This window comes from Pseudoalteromonas xiamenensis (assembly GCF_017638925.1).
GTDB classification, from domain to species: Bacteria; Pseudomonadota; Gammaproteobacteria; order Enterobacterales; family Alteromonadaceae; genus Pseudoalteromonas; species Pseudoalteromonas xiamenensis.
Window position 1 is genome coordinate 1,366,252 of sequence record NZ_CP072133.1, and the last position, 26,217, is coordinate 1,392,468.

The following is a 26,217-nucleotide window of genomic DNA, read 5'->3' on the forward strand; positions in this document are numbered from 1 at the left end:
ATTTATGAGCACAAATTCGTACCCACTATTGCTCATTTCGAGTCATGAAATACAACTCATTGAAGATCAAGAAACCTTTGAGAGTGAGATTTTTTATATTGAAGACAAAGAGTTAGAAAGCTACAGAATCATCACCATTGACGGTTGCAACTTTAGTCTAAAAGGGGATGCCTTACCTGCACTGTCAATGGCAGAACTGACGTGTTTGGTGCAACAATCCTTAGTACAAGATGGGCATTGCTGCGTTGGAAAAATTACGCTAACGAACGTTCAAGAAGCGTTTGCGTTACTCCAAACGCACTAGCAATCCAGACGAACAAAGAGGTTGCGATGTGATTACTCACATTCAACCAACGCACGTAGATGTGCGGCTACGCTGCGCCCAAGACTCGACAGCTCATACCCACCTTCCAAAAATGAAATGATCCCTTTGCAGCCAAACTCTTTGGCAAGTTTTGCAATTACCTCGCTAAACCACGAATAATCCGCCTCGACAAAAGCAAGGCTTGCCATGTCATCCTCAAGGTGGGCATCAAAGCCTGCACTGATAAAAATGAGCTCTGCACGGAATTCGCGTAATCTAGGTAACCAATCATTAGTCACAACCTGTTTCAAGTCCGCACCATTACTATTAATCTTCATCGGTGAATTGACGATATGTTCATTATTTTCAATCGGAGTGTTTGGGTAGAATGGGTATTGAAACAATGAACAAAACAGAACGTTTTCATCATCATGAAAGATATCTTGCGTCCCATTTCCGTGGTGTACATCGATGTCTAAAATAGCAATACGGTTAACCCCTAACTGTTGCGCATGTTTTACCGCAATCGCCAAGTTATTAAACACACAAAATCCTGAAGAACTCGTTTGATTTGCATGGTGGCCCGGAGGCCTTACCGAGCAAAATGCCGCATCGAACTCACCAGCCAACACGCCATCAACGGCCATAATACCAGCGCCGACTGCACGTTCGATTGCTTTAAAGGAATCTGGACATAACCACGTATCCCCATCGAGTGAAGCGAGACCTTCCGTAGGCAGTGTATTAATCACTTGCTCGACCATCGCTTTGCTGTGGACAGAGGTTATGTCTTCCATCGAGCATTTTGGTGCCGTTTTGTGAAGCAAGGATAAATCTAATCCGGAGGCTAAAATACGATCTGATATTGCATCGAGTCGTTCAGGACATTCTGGATGATCCGCAATCATTTTATGTCGGCGGCAAAGAGGATGAGTAATTATCGCGGTGCGCATAAAGGCAAATCCTTGGCTGTGGCAATACGAGCAGTGTAGCAAAGCGCTACAGTGAACGCTTTGCTACTTTTGGCTGACGAAGTAACGCTAGCAATACGTCACTTTGCTTTTAAATCCAAGTCGTGAAAATCAAAACTAAAATCAGTAATATCGTTATTAACTGACCTCATTTTTGCACCAATTACCTTTTGGTTTTCATCGACCTCAAACGTGATAAAGGCTTCAGCTTCCAACAATGGCTGATCCCATTTCACAAGAAACGTGTGACCTGAACGATGCTGCAACATTCCTTTTAACAGTGGCGTATGGGTAAAATCAATGCGAAGCGTCTTGTCCAACTTTTCGATGACCACATCACCATACCAGTCGCTCTTTAATGTGCCGGTATAAAACTCCGTTGGGAGACTTGCTTGAACCACATCAATAGGTTTTGGTAAAAGCGCAGAGTAGGCTTTTTGTTTTTTCTCTTTATAGCTTGTGCTCAGTTCGCTAACCCAGTCTCTGTCTTCGAGTTTCAGTGCATCTTCAAAGACTTCATTCGCTATTGCCGCGAGTGCGGGATACGCCTGTTGATTGCTCAAGATAACAACACCAAGCTGTTTCTCAGGAATGATAGCAACATGCGATACCATACCTAAAATCCCACCACCGTGGCCTAACTTTTTCAAACCAAAGTAATCTTCCATCGCAAACCCAAGACCATACCCAACAAAATGTCGTTGTGTACTTTCAAAATCTCTTTGACTCACCGTACGCATAATGTGAGGTTGCCATAACTGCTGTTGTTGCTCTTCGGTAAAAATTCGCTCTCCACTTGGGGCAACACCATGTGACAACTGAGTAAGTAACCACTGACTCATGTCTTTAGCACTTGACGCAATCGCCCCTGCTCCTTGAAAGTCTTCAAGATAATCGACAAAAAATGGATGTAATTTGCCTTCATAAGGAACGTGACCTGTGGCGAAGTTTTTATTTGTTTTTGGGATCCTTGAAAATCCGGCGTGGGAATTGTTCATTTTAAGTGGAGCCAAAATGCGTGTTTCAATAAACTCTGCCCAAGGCTTTCCTGATACTCGTGCGACTACTTCCCCGGCTGTTACAAACATCAAATTGTTGTAAGCGTACTGCGTTCTAAAACTTGAAACGGGTTTTAGATATTTAAGGCCCGCCAAGATATCTTTCATTGACTTGTTTGTATCAGGCCAAATCATTAAGTCGCCCGCGCCAAGACCTAATCCACTGCGGTGACTTAGTAGATCTCGAATTGTCATTTCACGGGTTACATAGGGATCTGCGAGCTGAAACTCAGGCAAATGTTGGATAACTTTATCGTCCCAATTTAATTTACCTTCGTCCACTAACATCGCTAAAGCAGTTGCAGTAAACGCTTTTGAGTTAGAGGCTATACCAAACAAAGTATTTTCATTAACTGGCGCTTGTGTCTCAAGATGCGTGACACCATATCCTTTTGCCATAACCACTTTGCCATTTTCAACCACACCAATTGCGATGCCTGGAATGTTGAACGCTTTCATTGCGGCTTTAACGGCGATGTCTACATCACCTACGTTGACGGCGGCTTGCACGTTCCAAGACGTACTTAAACTCGACATCGCGAGACATGCGCCTAATGCAATTCGACTGAGTGACTGAGTGCCAATTTTCATGTTTTACCTTACTACTTTCCCTGCTCATTCATCTCGTAAACTGACCATTCTTTTTTTGCTCGTAGTTTGTCTTGGTCTTCTTGAACAGGAGTTTGTTTTAACATCGCCATATAAGAATCAGAAACTTGAGCCTCATAGGCACCTTGTATTACATGGTTTAAATACCATGAATAAGGCTTCAACTTATCATTATGTGTATTCGCAACATAGGCAAATGCGTTTAGATGTTGTCCATCTTGCGTTGAAACGCAGACTTCTACACATTCGTAACGTTCACCTTCTATCGCATCGAGTAAGCGCTTTTCTGATTCACTTAATGCATACACGACACCAAAGACCCGCTCACCACTTGATGGCTCAATATCGCATTTCGTTGAACCATCAACAGCAAGCATACGAAAGGTCAGCTTCCAATTGTCTAATTTAGCAATCGACACACGTTTTGCATTCGGAAAGCGAGAAAAGAGCCGAGTCTCTTGCCATGTTTGAGCCATAAGCGAAATTCAAGTAGCGTTTTTCCATGTTATTGGGCGACCACACGAATCGCTAATCCCACCAATATCACACCAATACCTCGGTCAAACCAGTGTCCGGCTCGATGAAAGAACTGCCTAACATTAGGCTTACTCAAAACCATCGATAATCCCGAAAACCACGCCCATGTCGCAATGGCCATATACAAGCCGTAAATAGCTTGAATTGATGAGGGAGTATCCGCACTAATAACTAAAGTAAACAAAGACAAGAAAAAGAGCGTTGCCTTCGGGTTGAGCACATTCACGAGAAACCCTCGACGTAACGCAATAAATGCAGATTCCTGCTTATCATCGTGTTTTATTTCTTCCAACGGCCCTGTTGCTGCTTTTGCCCGCAATGCTTGAATGCCAATGTAGAGCAAATACGCACCAGCTAAATATTTTAACGCGTTGAATAAGCTCTCCGATTGGCTTAATACCACCGCAACGCCTAGCAGACAGTATGCAACGTGGACAAAAATACCAAGCGCGATACCTGCACTGGTCCAAAGTGCGTTACTGCGACCATGCTGCACACTTTGCTTTAGTACGATTGCAAAATCAGGACCTGGACTTGCCACTGCAAAAAAATGAGCGATAACAATCAGAAAAAATTCATCTAAATAACTAAGCATGTTGCTTTGACTCCATAGCAAGCAATAATGGGTGAGACGAGGTGTTCATATAACGTTTGAGCTGTGATTTGGCCTGTTTAAATTGCCCTCGCAAATGCGGTTTTAAATAGGTATTCGAACGTTGTTCAGGCTTAAAATGGGAAATTAATGCGTGCGCAAATACCGTTTGTGCTTCTGTTAGCGCAGCTTGTCTGTTTGCGTACGGATTATAACAAGAACCACATCCGCCTTTAAATTGATAGGCCGTATTGCTTAACATGACGCCGAAGCCCAGAAACACAGCGATGACATCGCAAGCTTGTGGTAATTTTTCTGGCCCGCCAGGTGGCAGAGCACCTTGTTGCTGATTCACAGCTGCGACTAGTAGATGGGCTAAACCAACAGCATAACTTGCGACCAAGTCTTCAGGTTGGTTAATTTGTTGAGGATTAAATGAAAATGGAATCAATGCGCCATTTTCCGAATAAACCTCACTTCGACTACCACGGAGTCGATTTGTGACCTGTAATCTCGGCAAGGTTTGTGCTCGGGCATCTGCAGGCGAGACTAACGTGAGCGGCCAATGAGACAATCCAGCATAATCCACCACGCGTTTAAATACCGTTATTGCCATTTCTTCGATACTACTGACTTGTTCAGGAAAAAATTGTCCTGATGGCGTAATAATTTGTGTCTCATGCAAAAAATATTCACCGTCGAGATGGGTCGCCGCCCATACAAAAGTGTCGGCGATAAACGCCAATTCATCGTCATCAATTAACGGTTTTTTTGTGAATAAGTCGAGTATCATTTTTTTACCTGGCTTGAGGCCCAATCCCACGCATCCGTGCCAAACAACGGCACCGTTGAAAGCGCGTGATGATGACTTCCTGACGTTTCTTTTGTTGAGTACGAAATGTACAGCAACGTTTTACTCTCAGGGTCGTATACACGGCGCACTTTGAGCGACTTAAACAGCACACTTTTAGACGTACTAAATACCACTTCGCCCGAGTTGCCAAGTTTAACTTGGCTCATTTGCTCAGCCGTAATTGGTCCCGTTTGACGACACGCAATCGACATGTCGGACGGATCCGCAAAATCCAAATTGGCTTCAATATGACTGACATGACAAGTCACCCCGGTTACTTTGGGGTCCGTCCAGCCACTTACTATGACGTCTTTCGTTGTAAACAAACCAAGACTTACTTTCGCCGCATCGTCGCTGCACGCACTTAATAAAACGAGTGCACTCATCATAAGTGCGGTTTTCATCTGTTTTTCAAAAATTCTCATTCTAGATTCCTTTTGCATCAGCCATAAGCTTGCTAAACTTGTCGCAAATTTACGAAGTGTCTTCCGTTATGCCTCATATCATCATAGAGCACTCAGAGCATCTACCTATATTGCCACAAGTATTAGTCGAGCGTGTACATAAAGCCGCGATTGCCACAGACCTTTTTGACCCAACAACGGTTAAAACCCGCGCGCCGAGCTACCAACATTATGCACTTGCCCAAAATATTGAAGGTTTTATTCACATCCAAGCACACATAATGGAAGGTAGAAGCACCGAGCAAAAGCAAAAGCTGAGCGAAGCGCTTTTAAATTGCATTGCAACTTATTGTGACACGAGTTATAGCTTGAGTGTTCACGTCTATGATTTGTTGCCTGAGATCTACCGAAAACAATAATTCCAATATTTTGGAATTTTTTATCTTTTTTGTAATTGAGAAAAACTAATGAAATTTCCTTGTCGCTTGGACAAATTTGTCAGTCATTTAATCGAATCACCACGTACGAAAGTACGCGGTGGCATAAAGCGCGGATACGCCAAAGTCAATGGTGAAGTCGTGTCTAAATTCGATGTCAGTATATCTCCAAGTGATGAAGTTCTTTGGAAGGACCAACAACTCGTTTATCTCGGTAAACGCTATTTTATGCTCCACAAACCAAAGGGATACGTCTGCGCAAACAGCGATGAAATGCACCCAACGGTCTTTGATTTGCTCGACGAACCAAACTTAAAGGATTTTCATGTTGCAGGTAGACTCGACATTGATACTACAGGTCTTGTTTTAATTACCAATGATGGTGATTGGTCGCACAAGATAACCTCTCCTAAACATGAAAAATTTAAAACTTACCTAGTCGAAACACGAGACCCGATTTCTGATGAAGCGATACAACAATTGCGTGATGGCGTGCAATTACACGGTGAACGTGAATTAACTAGACCTGCAATAGTTGAAAAGTTAGCCAGTTATCAGTTACGTCTATCGATTTCCGAAGGCAAGTACCACCAAGTTAAGCGGATGCTCGCTGCTGTAGAAAATAAAGTTGTAGAGCCTCCATAGAGAAAAAATTGGTTCTATTTTACTTGATGAACAGTTGGAAGAAGGCCAGTACCGCCTACTCTCTGAAAACGAAATATTGCATTATTAATGCAAACGTGCCGATATTAAGCACAAACTTGAGTAAAAATCACCTCAAAATAAGCCTCTTTGATCTATAACTTAGTTACATCGATACGAATTTCGTGATAGATAGTAATTGGGCATCATTTAAAAGGGGCGTATTGTGCTGTCGGGACTCTCTTTAAGAATAAAAATAGTAATTTTCGCTGCAGCAATTTTCTTATCATTGCTACTGGTTGCCGTTTTTGGTCTTCAATCACTCCGTGTGGCGAGTGAATCAGACAATATTGAACGTATTAACCAGTTGATGAAAAGCACAGTTAATGTGGTAGAGCAATTCGAAAAACTCGTCCAAACTGGACAACTATCTGAACAACAGGCAAAGCAATTTGCCACTCAAATACTTCGTGAAAATAAGTACAAAGATTCCGAGTACGTCTATGCCGTAGATGAGAAAATGAACTTTGTGGCAACGCCACATGATCCACAATTACACGGTACAAGCTTCAATGATTTTAAAGATGCAAGTGGAAACAGCATCGGCCAAATGGTAAAAACCTTAGTCGGCAGTCGAACGGATCAAATTATTACTTATCATTGGAACTCTGAACGCAATGGCGAAGTGGTCGATCTTACCTCTGTAGTGCAGAAAACACCTGTATTTGGTTGGTATATTGGCACAGGCATAAGCTACAAAGAAGTCGATGAGCGTTACTGGAATACGGCAAGTTGGCTGCTTGGCCTATCTCTTGCTATTGCTGTGGCGATGACATTTGTACTTGCGCGATTTGGTCTTGGGATCACCAATAAATTAGGTGGTGAACTTGATCAAGTACTCACTATTGTTAAACAAATTTCTCGAGGCAATCTACGCTCTCCTATTGACGCATCTAAAGCTCGCGATGACAGCATTATTGCAGCAATGCAGTACATGCAAAAAGGTCTGCGAGGTGTTGTTGAAGGGATCAAATCAGCAAGCAATACCTTGCAAGTACAAAGTCATGATGGCGAATCTCGCTCAACTGAACTTGAGCACTTAACTCGCAGCTTGAGTGATGAAACGCAAATGGTTGCCTCTGCTATTACCGAACTTACAGCATCGGCACAAACGGTCGTTGAACACGCAGAACAAGCGGCCTACTCAGTTCAAGAGGCTGAAAGCCAAGGTCAAAATGCGGACAAGCTAACAACTGAAGCGTCGAATACAATCGCGTTACTAGAGCAACAAATTGACAGCGCTGGTAATAACATCCAAGTACTGGATTCTGAAGTTAATAATATTGCAAATGTACTCAGTGTTATTCAAAGCATTGCTGAACAAACGAATTTACTTGCACTCAATGCAGCGATTGAAGCTGCTAGGGCTGGTGAACAAGGACGTGGTTTTGCGGTGGTCGCCGACGAAGTAAGGCAACTCGCGCAGCTGCACCCAAACCAGTACAGAAGAAATCCGTACCATGATAGGTAAGTTGCAATCTGCGACTCAAGAAGCAAAAACATCCGTCGCAACCAGTATTAGCACGAGCGAAAAAACCGTTTCGATGTCGAAAAAGGCCAGTGAAGAACTCCGCAAAGTTGCACAGTCATTGAGTGCAATCTCTCAGATGAGTCATCAAATCGCGATTGCAGCAAAAGAACAGCTTGATGCTGGCGAAGACACAGCAAGACGGGTAGTGACAATTTCAGATACAGCCTCCCAGACGGCTCGTGTCTCGCAGCAAGCCCATACCGCAACTGACAGTATTAAAAATTTAACACATCAACTCGAACATGAAATAACCAAATTTGAATGTTAACTCTAGAATAAATCATTAGTTTTTTCAAAGATATGGGGGATAAAAACCTCCATATCTAATGATAAACTGTGAAATTAATCTTAATCTCAGCTTAATTTTTAATTTACTTTTATTTAACGGTGGGGTAAAAAGTAGTTACCGACTTGGGGAAATTGAGCAAGCTCGATTTTACAGTTTGTCGGATAGCAAAACCATTGTAGTATGCTTGTATTGGAACGCTATGCTCTTTGGAGCAAATTAGAAGATTGAACTAAAATAAGGAATATGATCATGAAACAATTAGCGCTTAACGAGTGTAAGAAAATTGCAGGCGGCACAGTAGTTCCACCTGATAAGCCATAAGCTACTTCAACGCATATGGATAAGCGTCATCACGCTTCTAAAATACTACCTGTGGTCGTTGCTACCACGGTAGTATTTTTTGCAATGCTTCACCTTCCATTTTATTTTCTGAGAGCATATTTAGGCTTTGTCGCTCTAGTGACCCTATACGCTTATAAACTAGGAGACAAAGATACTGCTTTTATCGGTTTCTTAGCGTTCGTTCCTTTTTTTCTGGAAGTTCTGATTTTCAATTTGGGATTGATATCACTTACATCAAGCGATGAAGACCGTTTGATGCAAAATACGATAATATTCGGCGTCCAATTTGTTATAAGCCTTATCGCTCTAATCCCTATGGTTATGCGAGTAGAGTTACAACAAAAAATTTGGAAAGACTATCAACCGCAACTCACTCTTGCTGATACAGTATTTCCATGGGCATTACTGTTTTCCACGATAAAAGTATTTTGCGCGTTAATTGAAAATTATCTAAGGAATGGTTTAGGCTACAAGGTACAGTTTTTCTTCAGTACTTATGACATTACTGGTTATTTAATGCTTTCAATATCAGCTAGCATTCTTGGCTACATGCTTTATGAATCACACTGTGAACATAAATATAAAATACTTCCATCGTTAAAGCCGAAAGGCTCTCGCTAAGTATTGCCCTTTCGAAACCTTAATGTCAGCTTTCCATATTAAAAAGGGCATCGTTAAAGCCCCTTTTTAAGTGAATACCTATTTTATCTCAACTCTCGGTGAGCGCATGACGACTTCATCGTTTAATTCAATTCCAATACCCGGTAAATCAGACACTTTAAACTTACCGTTTACTGGTTGAGGATCTTGAATACACAGTTCCCTGTTCCACTGTTTGATTGCATACGTGTGATGTTCATGAATCAAGAAGTTAGGAATTGCAGATTCAAGGTGTAAAGATGCCGCAGTTGCAACTGGACCACCGCAAACGTGTGCTTGGATACGAATATCAAAGATATCCGCGTAATCACATACTTTCTTCGTTTCAGTAAAACCACCGCATAAACCAATGTCGGGTTGTAATATGTCAATACTTTGGTCTTCAAAGTAAGGACGGAATGCCCAGCGGTTATACAAGCGCTCACCACCAGCTAGAGGTACATTGACCTTTTTTGCCACCTTATCGTGTAACGAATGATTAAGGTAATTCACTGGTTCTTCGTAATACATACAATCGAATTCTTCCGCAATCTGACCTATTTGAATCGCCGAAGTCGCACCAGGAAGGCTGTGGCACTCAAAAATAATATCGACTTCATCGCCAACGGCTTCACGGATAGCCTGCATACGTGCACGGTAAAGCTTCATTTCCGTGCGTGAAATCAGCTTCGTTCGGTCGTAGTAAGTATTACCGTCTTTATCGTACATGATTGGGTCAACTTTCACCGCGTCATAGCCTTCGGCTATCGCTTTTAACGCCGCCTCTGCGTATTCTTCAGGACGAATTAGTTTCTTAAACTCAGGACCCCAATCGAACTGCAACTGTGATGCGTAGGTACGCAATTCATCGTTCACTTTACCGCCTAACAGTTGGTAAACCGGTAGGTTTAAGGCTTTACCCTTAATATCCCAAAGAGCCGTGTCGATGGCGCTCATGGCAGAATAAATAACTGGACCCCCACCTAAACCCCAGAAACTTTCACGGAGCATACGAGACCAAAGTAACTCGGTTTGGAATGGGTCATGGCCAATTAGAAACGCTTCTGCCATTTCTTTAATCATCGCAGCAGCAGCACTGTGGCCTAAATCATAGGCAAGACCGGCTTCACCCACTCCAGAGATGCCTTCATCAGTATGAATACGGACAAAAACGGGTGTCCACTGTGGTCTATCAGGACAATGGATATCAAAAACTTCGACGCGAGTTACTTTCATGTTTGCTCCTATTCAGCAAAGCTTGGGTCTAAACGATACGCCTTTCTGAGCATGGCAGGCCACGCAAGCTGTCCACCAGTACTACCACTGTGAACCACGTTCGCTTGATTATAAATATTATCGATTATAGGTTGTGGCACCGGCACCGCGGGTTGACCGGTAGCCATAATTGCCACTTGAATTTCACAGGCGCGTTGTAAATCATAAAAACGCATAAACGCATCACCAACGGTAGGACCTACGGTTAACCCCCCATGATTCACCAGTAGCATGTGATTTGTCGTACCTAAATCCGATTGTAGACGAGCCTTCTCGGCTTCATTCACCGCTAAACCTTCATATCCATGATAGGACAATGACGGTAACGAGAACATCGCGTGCTGACTCAGGGGTAATAAACCACATTCTAGTGTAGCGACTGCAATGGTTTCTTTTGTATGAAGGTGAATTACACAATGTGCATCTTCTCTTACTTCATGTATTGCGCTGTGGATAGTAAAACCTGCTGGATTTATTGAATATGGAGAGTCTTCCAGAATGTTACCATCGAGGTCCACTTTAACTAGATTAGACGCAGTAACCTCATCAAAGCTGAGTCCAAATGCATTGACTAAGTATTGGTTTGTTCCAGGTACACGTGCAGACATATGGGTATAGATCAAATCGCCCCATCGAAAATGCTCCACCAAGCGATAACACGCAGCTAGGTCTACGCGTAGTTGCCACTCTTCGTCACTTACTTTGCCTTTAAGACTAAATTTAGGCAGCTCAAACATGATCACTCCGTTTCTGTGTTCCACATCCAAATGGATGTTTAGAAGTCTAAAATAGAAAAGTTTACGTTTCAATCTCTGGATAAAAAAACCATCGCTTATGCGATGGTTTTCTTTTTAAATTACACTGCTGTGATTACTTTAATTGTGATAGATATTCAGCAATCGCGGCCATTTCTTCTTCAGAAACATTTGCAACCATGGCTTTCATTGCCATTGCCATACCGTTGTTTCGAGCGCCTGACTTAATGTCTTTCATTTGTTGGACTAAGTAATCTTTATTCTGGCCCGCAAGCTTTGGATAAGAGTCCATAATTGGCGCTTTACCTTCCGCACCGTGGCACGTTTGACACATTTTTGCAGTATACAAACCTGCACCATCTGCCGCTTGGCTTGATGTTGAAACGAATGCAGACATTGAAAGTGCAGTACCAAGTACTAAATATTTAATCTTGCTCATTGTTCCTATCTCTTATTGTTTAACGTTAAATCCTGTTTGAGTGTAGACCAAGCGTACCAATATGCTATTTATCAGCATTTTAGGAACTGCAATTCAGGTGTCTACCACATCAAGTCATCTGGAATTTCATAATCCGCATAAGGATCGTCTTCCGCTGGCTTATCGTTCTCATTAATCGCATGAACCACAATATAACTTGGGTCAATTTCAGCTATTTTTCGTGCTGGCTCATCGGGTAAAACATAGAACGCACCTTCAAGCACACAAATTGCTAAACGCCCTTTTGACAGTGCTTTACGTGTAGCCTCATTGACATCCAACTCTTTAATTTTGCCCTCGTACGCAAAATTAAATACGGAATCGCCTTTAATTTCTTCTTGATTATGGTGCTCAAGAATTTGCTTGGCTCGCGCTACTTGCTCTTTGTCTTTCAGCTCAGCTTTTTTAGCTTCATTAAGCTCTTGCGCTTTTTTCTGTTGTTCGAGTTTGGTTTGCTCGATGTGCTTTTGCAAATCACTTTGTTCGCTCGTTGCACCTTTTTTCTTTTTCTTTTGCTGTTTACGTTTTTCAGATTTCGCGACTCGCGCATCGTGTGCTGTAGTTAGCCCAGCTTTCAATAATTGTTCTTGAAGAGAACCCATTGTGATACTCCAATCTGTATTCGCTTATACGTACATTGTAAACAGGCAGATTCATTATTAGAAGTAGCAGCGCCTATCAATCTACCAGCTATTACATTTAATTCTGTGATTTAGCGCAAAATTTTATCAGATATTCTAAGCGAAAAAATTTGAATTTAGGTAAGATATTGCGCAATTCAGAACACCGAGTCCCTCATGCCTCTTGTATTATTGTTGCTATGTTCGGTTGTAACTTTTTTTGTTCTTTATGCACCGCAACCGCTACTAGTTCTTTTCAGTAGTAATTTTAATGTATCGCCGGCACAAAGTGGTTCATTAATGTCGCTCACCATGCTTCCCCTAGCCATTGCGCCAATCGTATATGGGCTCTTTTTAGCAAAACGAAACGTGTTGTTAGTTCTTAAGATGACCATGGTTGGGCTTGCAATATCCTGTCTACTCTTTGTCCACGTGGATAGCTTTTATCTATTACAATGGCTTCGATTTATTCAAGGCTTGTTATTACCTGCTGCGTTAACCAGTATGACGGGCTACATTGGTATGCGTTACCAAGGTACGGCGCTTCATAAGAACATGAGTTTGTACATCGGTAGTACCATTCTTGGAGGGTATCTAGGTCGAGTGTTATCCGCCAGCTTCGCATCGATGCTCGACTGGCAAAGTTTTTATTATGTTATTGCCGTGCTGCTCGTATTACTGTCTTGTTTAATCAAGCCGAGCAATCATCAAGCACAAATAAAGGCCGCTAACTCGCCAAAGGACTATTTGCGCCCCCTCAAAAACCGCGCGCTTATCTCGCTTTATCTTGCGGTTTTTTGCATGTTCTTCTGTTTTGCTGGATTAATGAATTTCTTACCATTTATTTTACAAGATACTTTTGCTATCACCGATCCGAAAGATGTGGGTCTGGTTTATACCGGCTATTTAGTCGGTGCAGCACTCAGTGTGGCAAGCCCATGGATAGTAAAAAAATGCCCTAGTGCAGCGGTGTTTATTTTCTGGATTTTTATTCTTTATGTCATGACGCTCACGGTCATGCAGTTTCCTTCATTTTGGCTCTTTATCACTGCATTTACGTTATTCTGTATGGCAATGTTTATGATCCATACAACGGCAGCGGGATTTGCCAATCACCTCAGCCAAGCCCCGTCAACGGTGACAAATGGCGCTTACGTTTCCTTTTATTACAGCGGTGGTGCACTCGGCTCGTTTCTTCCTGGTTTTGCTTTTGAGCACTTCGGTACCCATGGCTTTTTACTAACATTGACATTCGTGTGTCTGCTTGGCACATGGTGTATTACACAGGTTAAAGAGAAAACCGACAACGTGCAGAGTCTGTAAAAAGTGCAGGTTAGAGATACGCGTTTGAATGAATTAAAAGGTTGGTAGCTCGATTAACTTTGGTTCGTAGCCCAGATGTGTCCAAAAGCGGACTAAATCTGCTTTTTTTAGAACCCAAGTTAAGTGATTGTCAAATGGATGGCATTGCCACAATTCAGCATCGCACCAAAGTGCATGGTCTATCCAAAGCTCCACAGAGCGATTTTCATCATTGAATAGTGACAATCCCGATACACACCCGGGCTTCACTTTAAGATACCGCATTAAACGTTCTGATGAGGCAAATCCGAGCCGTGATAAGTTTAATTGGCGGGACAATGATTTCAAATCGACTTGATTTTCAGCATGAGTGAGCAATAGAAAATGCGCTCGCCCATAGTTATCCCGCAAGAATAAATTTTTAATGCGAGTCCCGTCTCGTTTAAGTCCTAATGCATCGGCTTCATCACACGTATAGAGTGGAGGATGTTCATAGCATAACCACTCAATCCCAAGGTCATGTAGAGTCTTTGAAAGTAAAGGACGATTTGGGTGCTGTTCAAGCAGTGCTTGAGGGCTACTCATAGCACCCACCGCGTAGTTGTACACTGCGGTCGCGCCAAAACACTTGGTCGATTTTATGCCCCTGACGACAAATTTGTCTATCTTGAAGCGTATGCTTCAGTCGACGAACAGCTTCCTCTTCGAGTTCAATTTTAAGTGCAGGTGAATCTTCAACACGCTCATGTTCAATAAAGGCTCGCATTTCACGTTGATTTGAAGGCTGACCATTGGCAAAGGTCAAAGCTGGCGTCGCCGCTACGGTGACGATAAACACAAACTCGGTACGACCACCGTCGACACCTCGTTGATAAAACTTCTCGTTTTCTATTTGGTATTTAGGCGCCTCAGGCTTTGCCGCGCAGGCACTCAGTATCAGGGTGATTAAAAATAAAGGGATGTTTTTAACTAACTTATTCATTATTTTTGCTTTATTTGGCTACCAAACAGTAGAGATATTATCTTTTTCAATCGCCGTTTCTACTAGACGATCGATGTTACTCGTATGCATTGTACACAAGTTTGCCTTAACGTGGGCAAAATGAGCTGAACGCCATCAAGACCCATGGATAATGCAGAACCTAAACTGTTTGTCCATGGCACTGTTAGTTTGGTTCAAAAATTGGAATGAGCACGGCCCAATTGATGATTAAATCACCAAAAGAACGCTATTTTTCAATTTATTAGTATTTTTTCAATTTAGGGGCTTGACGCTTTTTGATAAATTCTTATAATGCGCAACGTCTTCAGGTGATTCTGATAAAGAACACCGACTGGAATGTGGGGCTATAGCTCAGCTGGGAGAGCGCCTGCCTTGCACGCAGGAGGTCAGCAGTTCGATCCTGCTTAGCTCCACCACTTTCCACTCTAAAGTCATTTCTAAACGTTAAACTCCACACGATAAATATCAAGATTTAATCATTTCTATTTCCTACTCTATTTTGATAGTTACAGCCATTTGCAATACCGAAGCAATGCCCCGATACTGCAAATACGCCATAAATTAGCTTCTCACTTGGCCTTCACCATCAACTAAATATTTTTCCGTGGTCAACGATTCAAGCCCCATTGGTCCATACGCGTGAAGTTTACTCGTCGCAATACCAATTTCAGCTCCAAGCCCCAACTCTCCACCATCCGAAAAACGAGACGAGGCATTAACCATCACAACGGAAGCATCAACGCTACGTTGAAACAATGCTCCTGTTTGAGCGTTTGTCGTGCAAATCACTTCGGTATGATGACTACCAAACGCATCAATGTGGTCTAATGCTGCATCAAAATCATCTACGATACGTACGGCAATTTCTAAGCTAAGATACTCTTCGCCAAATTCATCATCAGCTAAAATGGTCGCATTTTCAAAGTAGCTAGACGACCTCTGGCACGCGTTAATTTTGACCTGCTTATCTGCCAAAGCCTGCGCCACAAGCGGTAAAAACGCCGCGGCAATTTCACCGTGTACTAACAACCCTTCCAGCGCATTGCAAACCCCTGTCCGCTGTGTTTTACCGTTTAGCAAAAGCGAGAGTGCAACGTCTAGATCCGCCTCTTTATCGACATACAGGTGACATACGCCTTTAAAATGCTGGATCACCGGCACGGTACTATTCTCTGTAACGAAATTAATTAGCCCTTCACCGCCTCGGGGAATAATAAGATCGATGTAGTCTTTTTGTTGCATTAGTTCCATCATCAAGGCTCTGTCTGGATCTGGAACAACGGTAATAACATCTTTAGGCACGCCATGAGTTTCGAGCACTTGATGAAGCACAGATGCAATCGCTAATGAACTTTGTAATGCCTCTTTACCACCTCGTAAAATAACGCCATTACCCGACTTAAAACACAAAGCTCCCGCATCAGCAGTAACATTCGGTCGCGCCTCATAAATCATGCACACCACACCGAGCGGCACGCGCATTTTTCGGATATGAATGCCATTTGGACGAGTACATAGTTCACGTGTCGCGCCAACCGGATCGGGCAACGAAACGATAGTCTCGATACCTTGCGCCATCGCCTCAATTCTATCGGGTGTAAGCGTCAATCTGTCTATCATTGCGGGCGAAAGTCCAGCATTGTGCGCAGCATCTAAATCAAGCTTATTTGCCTCTAGGATGGTGGCTTGCTGCTCACGTAATCCTTGCGCCATTGCGCTTAATACTCGATTTTTCTGTGCTGTAGATAACAAAGCTAGTTTCTTCGCTGCTTTCGCAGCACCTTTTGATAATTCTTTGATTAAACTCACGTCTTACTTCTCCAATACGGCAATATCCTGCTGTGAAATGATAGGTCCGATGCTGTCTTGCATTTGTGAGGTAAACAGCCCCTCTTGGTGTTCAGTAATGAAATTTAGCAAACAACTGCTGTAATTCGACTTCGCCTTAGCGATTGGCTTGCCTTGTTCATCTTTGATTAAAATGGTTTCACCCGCTGAGAAGTCTCCTTCCACGGATTGAATTTCATCACAACGAAGTCCACTTCCCCCTTCGCTGACTTCTTCTATTGCTTCGGGTTGAACAATCAGTTCACCTTGCGCAGCCGCAGTATGCGTTAACCAGTGAATAGGCTCTTGTAACGGCTTTTCATACGGCATCAACTGTGTTCCTGGATTTTCGCCCAAGATCAGCGCTTTGAACGTTTCATCTTTAAAACCGTTGACGATAAACGTTGTTATACCATGTGATGTTGCCTTTTCTGCAGCCTCCAATTTGGTACTCATTCCACCAGTACCAACGCTGCTCGACGGTCCCTCACTGGAGGCAATTATCGACGAGTCGATATGGTAAACTTCCTTAATGAGGTTTGCGTCGGCATGAGTATGAGGGTTTTTATCGAAAAGCCCATCCACATCCGTACAAATCACCAACGTATTCGCTTCCGCTGCCGTCGCGACCATCGCGGATAAGTTATCGTTGTCACCCACCTTTAGATTGTCACTAGTGACGGCGTCATTTTCATTGATAATAGGTAAGATCCCTTGCTCGAGTAAAGTGAATAATGTTTGACGAATACTGGTATAGCGCTCTCTGTGACGTAAGTCAGCATGGGTCAGTAATAACTGGGCACAAGGAAAATCAAAAAAACGATCCCACATCGACATCATCGCTGTTTGACCTGCTGCAGCCATCGCTTTTTTAACCGCGACAGTTTGCGGTTTCGCATTCGAAAAATGGTGCGACCCAGCCGCAACAGCACCTGAAGATACTAAAATGACTTCTTTGCCCTGCGCTCGCGCATCAACGATAAACTGCGCAACTCGCAATAAATTTGCGGAACGGCAACCATCTTGCATTGGTGCAATTAACGCGCTGCCTATTTTTAAAACCAAGCGTTCCGTTGGTTTACTTGACATAGTTTCCTCCTAAGAATTGCCACCCTATGGGAAATAATTCGATATCTATCACACGACAGATGAATCAACATACGCAACGCCAAAGAAATGCCCCAACATGGTTTAAGACAAATAATGCCCTTCTAAGCGTGCGTAAGAAAAGGAACGAAGTCGATGGAAAAAGCGAACCGCTTTTCGAGATGAAAAGTAAAAAACAGACTAGAGTTTAGTCAAATGTGGCTTTCGCCAAAGACATCATAAATTGGATTGTGATGCTGAGTGTGGCACACGCCGTATAACTCGCATCTAGTCGATTTGAATTGGACCATCATGGTTTGATGGGATTCAAATGACTTGAAACGCAATGAAAAATTACGCAAAAGAGTTGAACTTCTGATGTAAGAACAAGCTTACCTTTATACCTTAACGCGATAAGATATTGATTTCAAGTCGATTGCATTTTAATTCCCTATGTCGACTATCGTGTTTATTGATAGTATTGGGATTTCAACGCCTTATTCACTATACAAAGTCAGTATCTGTGTTATAACACTCTCATAAGCCAGAGTTCACCGTTTTTTACTACTACTGGAGATTTTATGTCAGCGATCTATATCGCAGGAATTGCGATGTGTTCCGTATTCGCTCAATGGATGGCATGGTTTTTCAAGGTTCCCGCCATTTTGTTTTTGTTGTTGGTCGGTCTTATTCTTGGCCCAATTACCGGGCAACTTGATCCCGATATGCTTCTTGGCGATCTCCTATTTCCTGTTGTGTCGTTAGCCGTTGCAGTCATACTCTTCGAAGGTTCATTGACCTTACACTTCCAAGAATTAAAAGGTATTGGCAAAGTCGTACGTAACCTTTGTTCAATTGGTATGTTCAGCACGTTTGTCCTTATTGGGCTGAGCGCCTACGGTATTTTGGGGCTTGATTGGCGGGTTGCCGCTGTACTTGGAGCCGTATTGGTTGTCACGGACTCAACTGTTATCGCGCCGATGCTCAACACCATGCGGCCTAATAAAGATATTGACAGAGTGCTTCGCTGGGAAGGTATTGTTATCGATCCTATCGGGGCGCTTTTTGCGGTTCTTGTGTTCGAAGCTGTAATGTTGGTGGGCGATGAAGGGATAGTAAATCACACGCTTATGGCGTTATTTAAAACCGTTTCGGTTGGCCTTTCTGTTGGCGTTTTATCCGGTTGGTTGACAAGCCACATGATCCGCAAAGAATGGCTGCCTTTTGAACTACATAAGTTTGCAATTCTTGCGTTTGTTCTCATGTCCTTTACTGGTTCGAATTATCTCGCGTTAGAATCCGGTCTATTGGCTGTCACCGTTTATGGGATTTGGCTTGCTAACCAAGACGACCTTGAAATCGATTCTGTGTTGGAATTCAAAGAAGATTTGTCGATGATTCTGATTTCGACGTTGTTTATCCTTCTTGCGGCGCGTTTGCAAATTGCAGATCTCATGTTGCTAGATTTCAAAGTCTTTTTATTCCTCGCCATCGTTTTATTTATTGCACGCCCAGTATGTATTGCGCTTTCTACCTATGGTTCAGAACTTCCTTTTAAATCACGTCTGGTACTCGCTTGGATAGCACCAAGAGGGATTGTGGCTGCAGCCGTCGGGTCTGTTTTCGCGCTTAGTATGGTAGAAGCTCAAATTCCAGATGCCAACAAAATCGTACCTCTCATATTTACCGTTATCATCGTAACGGTTGTTTCGCAAAGTCTAACCGCGACACCACTTGCCAAGTTACTGGGGGTTCGCCAACCTGCTCCGAATACCTTCTTAATTATCGGTGCAAACCATGTAGCGCGTGCAATTGCCGTTGGATTGAAAGAACAAAATATAGACGTCTTTTTGTCAGACCCAGCTTGGGAAAACTGTAAGATGGCACGGATGGATGGACTAAATTGTTATTACGGCAATCCTCAATCCGAACATGCAGAGCGGTATTTACCTCTCACCTCGGTAAAATCAGTACTCGCGCTGTCACCAAACAGGCACCATAATGCGCTTGGCGTTCAGTATTTTTCGCACTTACTTGGCGACCAAAATGTGTTTTCACTGCGCTCTTCGACAAACCACGCAAAAGCGAATAAGGACAGTGCCACTTTCTTATCTCGCCAAATTCTATTTGGTGATCTTGGCAACTACTCCAAATTATCGAGCATCATCGCTAAAGGCGGAAAAGTCAGCTCTACACGCATCTCAGAGGAATTTAGTTGGGAGCAATTCCAGGCCAATAATAAAGAGGCAATCCCGCTTTTCATTCTATCAGAACAACGTAAAGAAGATGAAACAGTTCGCATCCGCCCCTTTATTACCGATATGAATAAGCCTCCTGAAGTTGGAGAGCGGATCATTTCGTTACAGCCACCGAAAATGACGATATTAAGTGGCAACACGAATAAGGATATGACTATTGGCGAGAAATTAGCGTCGAAATAAAACGCCACCTATTTTCATGAATAAATACCAAAGCGAGAACTAAATGGGTTCTCGCTTTTTGCTTGGGAATTTGAGCAGAATTTTTATGGAGCAGCGCTAAAGTTAGTTTGCTAAACGAGTCTCGTTTCACGACACTTTCAGGCATTTTCATTGCCAATCTCGCAAGCGCCTCTTCCACTTTTTTGTGCATGCCTTTATCCGCAACGATGGATTGAAACAGCCAACGATATGCCGCTTCAAAGTCTCGTGGACTCCCATGACCATCATTCAGCAAATTCACAAATCGAATTTGCGCAGCTAAATTCCCCTGAGAGGCCGCTTCACGTAGATAAGTAATTGCCATTGCTTTGTCTTGTTGCACCAATTTGCCAGTGTCGTAATAACGCCCAAGCTGCTCAAGCGCGCTGGCAAGACCTTGTTCCGCCGCTCGGCGCATGTAATAAACACCAAGTTCTACGTCTTGGTCTACACACACGGCATACGCCAGCATATCGCCATATAAAAACTGATAGCTTGGCAACGCCATAACTTCTGCTCGCGCTTTAATATCGTCGACAAGCTGGCATTCATCCGCTTTGACACGCTGCAAATGCTCATTTTTATTGATGAGGTTGACCAACTCTTCTTGCGTATAAAGCGGTACAGCTTCGTTATCAGACGGTTTTGTTTCTTCGGCATAAGCATGACCGAAGACACTGCTGCAAATCAGCACAACCAACCCAACACGCGTTAGCTTTTTCTGCATGTTCTCGCCTATTTTTTGACACTCTAAATTGTTCACTACAATTTGACCTACAAAAAGTATACCAACAGGCACAAAAAAAGCTGCCGAAGCAGCTTTTTTCTTTTCAACGCAAATTATGCGCTGAATGGGTTGCGAACGATCATCGTCTCAACACGGTCTGAATCCGTTGAAATGATATCAATTGGCACACCAGTGATTTCTTCAAGACGTTTGATGTAGTTGATAGCCGCTTGTGGAAGCTGCTCAACTGTCGTTGCGCCAAACGTATTTTCGCTCCAACCTGGCATTTCTTCGTAAACTGGAGTTACTTTCTCGTAACCTTCAGCTGCAAGCGGAGACACGTTTGTTACTGTGCCGTCTTCCATTTGGTAGCCAGTACAGATTTTGATCGTTTCAAGACCATCAAGAACGTCAAGTTTCGTTAAACAGAAACCTGTAATGCTGTTGATTTGAATAGCACGGCGCATTGCAACCGCATCAAACCAACCTGTACGACGCTTACGACCCGTTGTCGCACCAAATTCATGGCCTTTAACACCTAAGTGTTCACCAACTTCACAGCTAAGCTCCGTCGGGAAAGGACCAGAACCAACACGCGTTGTGTATGCTTTAACAATACCTAACACATAGTCTAGGTAAAGAGGACCAAAACCAGAACCTGTTGCTACACCACCAGCCGTTGTGTTTGAAGACGTAACGTATGGGTATGTGCCGTGGTCGATATCAAGTAACGTACCTTGCGCACCTTCAAACAATAAGTTGTCGCCATTTTTACGAGCAGTATCAAGTAGCTCAGTTACGTCAACAACCATTGATTTCAGAATGTCAGCCACAGCCATTGCTTGGTCGTATGTTTCTTGGAAATCAACTGCATCTACTTTGTAGTAGTTAACAAGTGCGAAGTTATGGAACTCTAGAATTTCTTTTAGTTTCGTAGCGAATTGCTCTGGGTTGAACAAATCACCAACACGTAGGCCGCGACGAGCTACTTTGTCTTCATACGCAGGGCCGATACCGCGACCAGTAGTACCGATTGCTTTATTGCCACGTGCTAATTCGCGCGCTTTATCCAATGCCACGTGGTATGGCAGGATCAGCGGACAGGCTTCACTGATAAGCAAACGTTCACGTACTGGAACGCCACGCTCTTCTAGCATGCCAATCTCTTTCATCAACGCATCTGGTGCAAGTACTACACCGTTGCCGATGATACATTTTACGTTATCACGCAAAACGCCAGATGGAATTAAATGTAATACCGTCTTTTCTCCGTTGATCACTAGTGTATGGCCAGCGTTATGACCACCTTGATAACGAACGACATAAGACGCTTTATCTGTAAGTAGGTCAACAACCTTACCTTTACCTTCGTCACCCCATTGGGTGCCTAATACAACGACGTTTTTACCCATTGCAAAATCACTTAGAAAAAATTAGGGGCAGATTTTACCAGAAAAGCAAAGGGAAGACACCCCCGTAATGGTTAATTTTTCTGCGTTCATCTCGTTCTTTTTAAAACTATATGATCTAACTAATAAAAAAGCCCCGAACGAATTCGAGGCTTTTCAGAAGTGATAACCAAATAAGATTATTTAGCTTTCGCTTCCTTCATATAATTAAAGAAATCACTGTTCGGTGAAAGTACCATCACATCATTCTTATCTTTGAAGGTCTTTCTGTAGGCTTCTAGACTACGTACAAAACCAAAGAATTCAGCGTCTTTGTTATAAGCATTTGCATAAATCTTGGCAGATAAAGCATCACCTTCACCACGTACCGCTCGCGCGTTACGCTCCGCGTCTGCAAGCATTACGGTCACTCTACGATCAACTTCAGCACGAATAGTTTCAGCTTTTTCTTGACCTTGCGAACGGTGTTCTTTAGCCACGGCAGTACGTTCTGCACGCATACGTTGGTAAATAGAGCTACTTACTTCGCCTGGTAAATTAATTTGTTTAACGCGAACGTCAAGCACTTCGATCCCCAGTTCTTTTGCACTTTCACCTGCTTGAACGAGCGCTTCTTCCATCAATTCGCTACGTTCACCAGACACGATTTCATTGATTGTACGAGAACCAAAGTTCGTTCTAAGTCCATTATTCACTTTTTGCTTAAGTAGCGTTTCAGCATATTGCTTATCACCACGTGCACGGAGGTAGAATGCGCTGAAATCGTTCACTCGCCATTTCACATACGAATCAACAATCAAGTCTTTCTTCTCACTCGTAACAAAACGATCAGGTGCTCCGTCTAGCGTTTGAATACGCGCATCAAGAAGGCGTACCTGCGCAACGAATGGCACTTTAAAATGCAGACCTGGACCATACACCACCGCTTTGTCGTCAGAGTCCTTTTGCACTTTACTGAACAATAAAACGATCGCTCGTTGACCTTCTGTTACGACAAATACAGAGGAAAAGCACAGCACAACGGCAGCTAGGAGTAACACAACACTAAAGTTTCTCATCAGTCTTATCTCCCATTACTAAAACGGTCATTGGCAAAGCGGTCTGTGCTTTGCGGCGAGCTGTTATTGCGCGCTGACGTACTTAGTTTACTGCGTAGGTGGTTGATGTCGTTTTGATTTGGTAACGAAGTTGGCGTTTGCGCACCACGATTTTCCATAATCTTGTCCAAAGGCAAGTACAACATATTGTTGCTGCCTTCAACATCAACAAGTACTTTTGAACTGTTACCAAGCACTTCTTCCATCGTTTCGATGTACAAACGTTGACGAGTTACTTGTTTCGCAGCTTTATACTCTGGTAAAAGTTTTTCGAAGCGCTCTACTTCACCTCGAGCTTCTAACGCTACACGCTCTCGATAACCTTCAGCTTCTTGAGTCATTCGCGTTACTTGACCGCGGGCACGAGGTTCGATTTCACGAGCATAAGCTTCTGCTTCACGAATGAAACGCTCTTCATCTTCTTGTGCAGCTATTGCGTCATCAAACGCATCTTTTACTTCTGCCGGAGGACGAGAGTCTTTGAAGTTGACGTCAGTAACTATGATACCCAACTTATAAGGCTCAATAACCTTATTAAGTTCGTCCCACGTACGTTGACGAACGATTTCACGACCCGTAGTCAGCACTTCATCCATGCGCGAATGGCCGACAACATAACGTAAAGCACTGTCTAGCGCTTGTTGTAAACTGTGATCTGCGTCCGTTACACTGAAACGATAAAGTGTCGGGTCAACAACTCGGTACTGAACTTCAAACTCAACGCTTACCACGTTTTCGTCTTCAGTTAACATAAAACCAGACGCTGACAACGAGCGTACCGCTTCAATATCAATTGGAATAACGCGTTCAATAAACGTCATTTTCCAACGTAAGCCGGGGTCTGCTATGCGATCAAATTTACCAAATTGCAATACAATGCCACGTTCCGCTTCTTTTACCGTATAAACACCACTTAGTGCCCACACGACAAGCGCTATTAAGAAAACAAGAGTGAATCCGATGCCACTTAGTCCGCCGTTGCCACCTGGTTTACCACCAAATAGTCCGCCAAATTTATCACCGAATTTGCGAAACACCTCATCAAGCTCAGGAGGCCCTTGGTCACGACCACCGCGGTTACCCCACGGATCTTTGTCATTGCCATTGTTACCCGGTTCGTTCCAGGCCATAGCTCTACTCCATTGTTATTAAAATGAATTAAGTTAAATCTAACAAATATATCGCGCCACTGACAGAAAAAAGCGCGACTATTTCTCAGTTTTCCCACTCACTTGCAGCACAAGCCTGTGCATAAACGTAAATTAGATTGTCCTATCTACCGATTCAACAATCAAGTTATCTAAGTCCAGTTGCTGTTCCTTTTTTAGCTTTTCCCAATCGACCATTGGTATGCGCACGGAAACCAGCCAGTTACCATCATCGTCATATTGCTCATTTTGCACACCATTTAATCCAAATAGCGCACCTCGCAATTTACCAAATCTAGGTGGTACCTTAAGTTGTGCATCAAACACCTTTTTAGATAACAGTTCGGTAATTGCTTGAAAGAGCAGTTCTATTCCTTCACCAGACTGGGCTGACAACCAAACTCGAATTGGGAGTCCTTCGTCGTCTCTATCGATTTGCGGGCTGACTTTTTCAAGTAAATCTATTTTGTTAAAAACAAGCAGTTGAGGAATGTGATCGGCCTCTATTTCCGCCAATACTTTTTGCACTTCTTGAATGTTTTCTTGACGGCGCGGGTCTGCAACATCAATAACATGCAGTTGTAAATCAGCTTCTCGCGTTTCGGTCAATGTTGCTTTAAACGCGGCAACCAAATCATGTGGTAAATGGCGAATGAACCCAACCGTATCGGCTAAAATTACTGGCCCCACATCGTCTACTTCGATTTTTCGTAGCGTTGGATCCAATGTCGCAAATAACTGATCTGCCGCGTAAACATCCGCACCAGTAATGCGATTAAATAGGCTTGATTTACCCGCATTAGTATAACCGACAAGCGATAACGTCGGGATGTCGTTGCGAGCTCGAGCTCGTCGTCCCTGTTCACGTACCGTTGCTACTTTTTCCAAACGTTTCATAATGCTTTTGATACGTTCACGAAGTAGTCGTCTGTCTGTTTCAAGCTGAGTTTCACCCGGACCGCGTAAACCAATCCCGCCTTTTTGACGTTCTAAGTGTGTCCAACCTCGGATAAGTCGTGTAGAAATGTGACGTAGTTGAGCAAGCTCAACCTGTAGTTTCCCCTCGTGCGTACGTGCACGCTGAGCAAAAATATCAAGGATCAACGAAGTTCGATCTAACACACGGCATTGACACACTCGCTCTAAATTTCGTTCTTGAGAGGGACTGAGTTGGTGGTTAAAAATGACGACATCTGCGTTGTGGAATTTGACAATCTCAGCTATTTCTTCTGCTTTGCCTGTACCGACGAACAATTTGGCATGGGGCGATTGACGGCTGCCTTGCACAACCGCCAACGTATTAACACCCGCAGAAGATACCAACATTTCTAATTCGTTCAAATCTTCACGATTGCTGTCATTAGAAAAGTTTACGTGAACTAAGATTGCCTGTTCGCCGGCTTCATAACGGTCAAACAAGCATTACGCTCCTACTTCTTAATAATTACCATCGTCTGCGTTGCTATCGCCTTCCGCACCTTGAATACCTTGGAAGGTAATTGCGCGAGCTGGCACAACTGTAGAAATGGCGTGTTTGTAAACCATTTGGTTTACCGTGTTTTCAAGCAAAATCACAAATTGGTCAAACGATTGGATTTTGCCTTGCAATTTGATTCCGTTAACTAAAAAAATTGAAACGGGAACACGCTCACGACGTAGCGCATTCAAAAATGGGTCTTGTAACGATTGGCCTTTTGCCATGTTATTTTCCTTAGTTCTTAGGTGTTATTGTAATTTTGCCCGCAAAGTCTTTACGTAACTTT

Annotated in this window: 24 protein-coding genes, 1 tRNA gene and 3 pseudogenes; 8 read left to right on the forward strand and 20 right to left on the reverse strand. The window is 43.2% G+C overall.

The window, feature by feature from the left end:
* Positions 1-4: 4 nt before the first annotated feature.
* Positions 5-304 (forward strand): DUF4144 family protein, encoded by a 300-nt coding sequence (locus J5O05_RS06650; RefSeq protein WP_208844114.1) that lies wholly within the window; start codon positions 5-7, stop codon positions 302-304.
* Between the two features lie 32 nt (positions 305-336).
* Here the strand turns inward: J5O05_RS06650 and J5O05_RS06655 are convergent, their stop codons facing one another.
* The 6 genes from J5O05_RS06655 to J5O05_RS06680 form a co-directional block, all read right to left on the reverse strand.
* The gene (locus J5O05_RS06655; RefSeq protein WP_208844115.1) at positions 337-1,257 is read right to left on the reverse strand and encodes a histone deacetylase family protein; all 921 of its coding nucleotides are present in this window, start codon (positions 1,255-1,257) and stop codon (positions 337-339) included.
* Positions 1,258-1,355: 98 nt separating this feature from the next.
* Positions 1,356-2,870, reverse strand: a complete 1,515-nt coding sequence (locus tag J5O05_RS06660; RefSeq protein WP_244369963.1) for a serine hydrolase — start codon at positions 2,868-2,870, stop codon at positions 1,356-1,358.
* A gap of 65 nt (positions 2,871-2,935) precedes the next feature.
* Positions 2,936-3,418: a gamma-glutamylcyclotransferase family protein gene (locus tag J5O05_RS06665; RefSeq protein WP_208844117.1), complete on the reverse strand. Its 483-nt coding sequence runs from the start codon at positions 3,416-3,418 to the stop codon at positions 2,936-2,938.
* A 29-nt stretch (positions 3,419-3,447) separates the two neighbouring features.
* Positions 3,448-4,074: a LysE family translocator gene (locus J5O05_RS06670; protein ID WP_208844118.1), complete on the reverse strand. Its 627-nt coding sequence runs from the start codon at positions 4,072-4,074 to the stop codon at positions 3,448-3,450.
* On the reverse strand, positions 4,067-4,861 hold the full coding sequence (locus tag J5O05_RS06675) for a hypothetical protein (RefSeq protein ID WP_208844485.1): 795 nt from the start codon (positions 4,859-4,861) through the stop codon (positions 4,067-4,069). Before J5O05_RS06675 ends, J5O05_RS06670 begins: the two co-directional genes overlap by 8 nt.
* Entirely contained in the window at positions 4,861-5,349 is a 489-nt protein-coding gene (locus tag J5O05_RS06680; RefSeq protein ID WP_208844119.1) for a CreA family protein, read from the reverse strand. Before J5O05_RS06680 ends, J5O05_RS06675 begins: the two co-directional genes overlap by 1 nt.
* Positions 5,350-5,417: 68 nt before the next feature.
* Here J5O05_RS06680 and J5O05_RS06685 point away from each other — a divergent pair, with 68 nt between their 5' ends.
* From J5O05_RS06685 to J5O05_RS06700, 4 genes and pseudogenes are all read left to right on the forward strand, one after another.
* Positions 5,418-5,747, forward strand: a complete 330-nt coding sequence (locus J5O05_RS06685; protein WP_208844120.1) for a 5-carboxymethyl-2-hydroxymuconate Delta-isomerase — start codon at positions 5,418-5,420, stop codon at positions 5,745-5,747.
* Between the two features lie 48 nt (positions 5,748-5,795).
* A pseudogene (gene rsuA / locus J5O05_RS06690) lies at positions 5,796-6,498 on the forward strand (16S rRNA pseudouridine(516) synthase RsuA).
* Positions 6,499-6,633: 135 nt separating this feature from the next.
* A pseudogene (locus J5O05_RS06695) lies at positions 6,634-8,266 on the forward strand (methyl-accepting chemotaxis protein).
* A gap of 357 nt (positions 8,267-8,623) precedes the next feature.
* Positions 8,624-9,250, forward strand: coding sequence for a hypothetical protein (locus tag J5O05_RS06700; protein ID WP_208844121.1), 627 nt, complete (start codon positions 8,624-8,626; stop codon positions 9,248-9,250).
* Between the two features lie 78 nt (positions 9,251-9,328).
* On the opposite strand, the gene J5O05_RS06705 is transcribed toward J5O05_RS06700, so the two are convergent.
* The 4 genes from J5O05_RS06705 to J5O05_RS06720 all read right to left on the reverse strand — a co-directional run bounded on the left by J5O05_RS06705 (position 9,329) and on the right by J5O05_RS06720 (position 12,378).
* Complete coding sequence (locus J5O05_RS06705) at positions 9,329-10,504, reverse strand: mandelate racemase/muconate lactonizing enzyme family protein (RefSeq protein ID WP_208844122.1); 1,176 nt, start codon at positions 10,502-10,504, stop codon at positions 9,329-9,331.
* An 8-nt stretch (positions 10,505-10,512) separates the two neighbouring features.
* Positions 10,513-11,280, reverse strand: a complete 768-nt coding sequence (locus J5O05_RS06710; RefSeq protein ID WP_208844123.1) for a class II aldolase/adducin family protein — start codon at positions 11,278-11,280, stop codon at positions 10,513-10,515.
* Between the two features lie 133 nt (positions 11,281-11,413).
* Positions 11,414-11,737, reverse strand: a complete 324-nt coding sequence (locus J5O05_RS06715) for a c-type cytochrome (RefSeq protein WP_208844124.1) — start codon at positions 11,735-11,737, stop codon at positions 11,414-11,416.
* Between the two features lie 101 nt (positions 11,738-11,838).
* The gene (locus J5O05_RS06720) at positions 11,839-12,378 is read right to left on the reverse strand and encodes a DUF2058 domain-containing protein (RefSeq protein ID WP_208844125.1); all 540 of its coding nucleotides are present in this window, start codon (positions 12,376-12,378) and stop codon (positions 11,839-11,841) included.
* Positions 12,379-12,573: 195 nt separating this feature from the next.
* Between J5O05_RS06720 and J5O05_RS06725 the strand changes: the two genes are divergently transcribed.
* The gene (locus J5O05_RS06725; protein WP_208844126.1) at positions 12,574-13,719 is read left to right on the forward strand and encodes an MFS transporter; all 1,146 of its coding nucleotides are present in this window, start codon (positions 12,574-12,576) and stop codon (positions 13,717-13,719) included.
* A 33-nt stretch (positions 13,720-13,752) separates the two neighbouring features.
* Here the strand turns inward: J5O05_RS06725 and J5O05_RS06730 are convergent, their stop codons facing one another.
* Both J5O05_RS06730 and J5O05_RS06735 read right to left on the reverse strand, forming a co-directional pair.
* A complete protein-coding gene (locus J5O05_RS06730; protein ID WP_208844127.1) occupies positions 13,753-14,283 on the reverse strand; it encodes a prolyl-tRNA synthetase associated domain-containing protein in 531 nt (176 codons plus the stop codon).
* Positions 14,276-14,680, reverse strand: coding sequence for a hypothetical protein (locus J5O05_RS06735; protein ID WP_208844128.1), 405 nt, complete (start codon positions 14,678-14,680; stop codon positions 14,276-14,278). The genes J5O05_RS06730 and J5O05_RS06735 overlap by 8 nt, the downstream gene beginning before the upstream one ends.
* 361 nt (positions 14,681-15,041) lie before the next feature.
* Between J5O05_RS06735 and J5O05_RS06740 the strand changes: the two genes are divergently transcribed.
* Positions 15,042-15,117, forward strand: a tRNA-Ala gene (locus tag J5O05_RS06740).
* A 145-nt stretch (positions 15,118-15,262) separates the two neighbouring features.
* On the opposite strand, the gene J5O05_RS06745 is transcribed toward J5O05_RS06740, so the two are convergent.
* Together J5O05_RS06745 and proB are read right to left on the reverse strand one after the other, a co-directional pair.
* Entirely contained in the window at positions 15,263-16,510 is a 1,248-nt protein-coding gene (locus J5O05_RS06745) for a glutamate-5-semialdehyde dehydrogenase (protein WP_208844129.1), read from the reverse strand.
* A gap of 3 nt (positions 16,511-16,513) precedes the next feature.
* Complete coding sequence (gene proB, locus J5O05_RS06750; protein WP_208844130.1) at positions 16,514-17,617, reverse strand: glutamate 5-kinase; 1,104 nt, start codon at positions 17,615-17,617, stop codon at positions 16,514-16,516.
* Between the two features lie 578 nt (positions 17,618-18,195).
* Between proB and J5O05_RS06755 the strand changes: the two genes are divergently transcribed.
* On the forward strand, positions 18,196-20,055 hold the full coding sequence (locus J5O05_RS06755; RefSeq protein WP_208844131.1) for a cation:proton antiporter: 1,860 nt from the start codon (positions 18,196-18,198) through the stop codon (positions 20,053-20,055).
* 121 nt (positions 20,056-20,176) lie between these two features.
* On the opposite strand, the pseudogene J5O05_RS06760 reads toward J5O05_RS06755, so the two are convergent.
* The 6 genes and pseudogenes from J5O05_RS06760 to hfq all read right to left on the reverse strand — a co-directional run.
* Positions 20,177-20,800: pseudogene (locus J5O05_RS06760) on the reverse strand (tetratricopeptide repeat protein); the annotation flags it as partial.
* Between the two features lie 113 nt (positions 20,801-20,913).
* Positions 20,914-22,212, reverse strand: a complete 1,299-nt coding sequence (locus tag J5O05_RS06765; RefSeq protein WP_208844133.1) for an adenylosuccinate synthase — start codon at positions 22,210-22,212, stop codon at positions 20,914-20,916.
* A gap of 176 nt (positions 22,213-22,388) precedes the next feature.
* Positions 22,389-23,267, reverse strand: a complete 879-nt coding sequence (hflC, locus tag J5O05_RS06770; protein WP_208844134.1) for a protease modulator HflC — start codon at positions 23,265-23,267, stop codon at positions 22,389-22,391.
* Positions 23,268-23,272: 5 nt separating this feature from the next.
* Entirely contained in the window at positions 23,273-24,436 is a 1,164-nt protein-coding gene (gene hflK, locus J5O05_RS06775) for an FtsH protease activity modulator HflK (protein WP_208844135.1), read from the reverse strand.
* Positions 24,437-24,568: 132 nt separating this feature from the next.
* Complete coding sequence (hflX, locus tag J5O05_RS06780; protein ID WP_208844136.1) at positions 24,569-25,873, reverse strand: ribosome rescue GTPase HflX; 1,305 nt, start codon at positions 25,871-25,873, stop codon at positions 24,569-24,571.
* Between the two features lie 18 nt (positions 25,874-25,891).
* A complete protein-coding gene (gene hfq / locus J5O05_RS06785; RefSeq protein ID WP_208844137.1) occupies positions 25,892-26,155 on the reverse strand; it encodes an RNA chaperone Hfq in 264 nt (87 codons plus the stop codon).
* Positions 26,156-26,217: the final 62 nt, after the last annotated feature.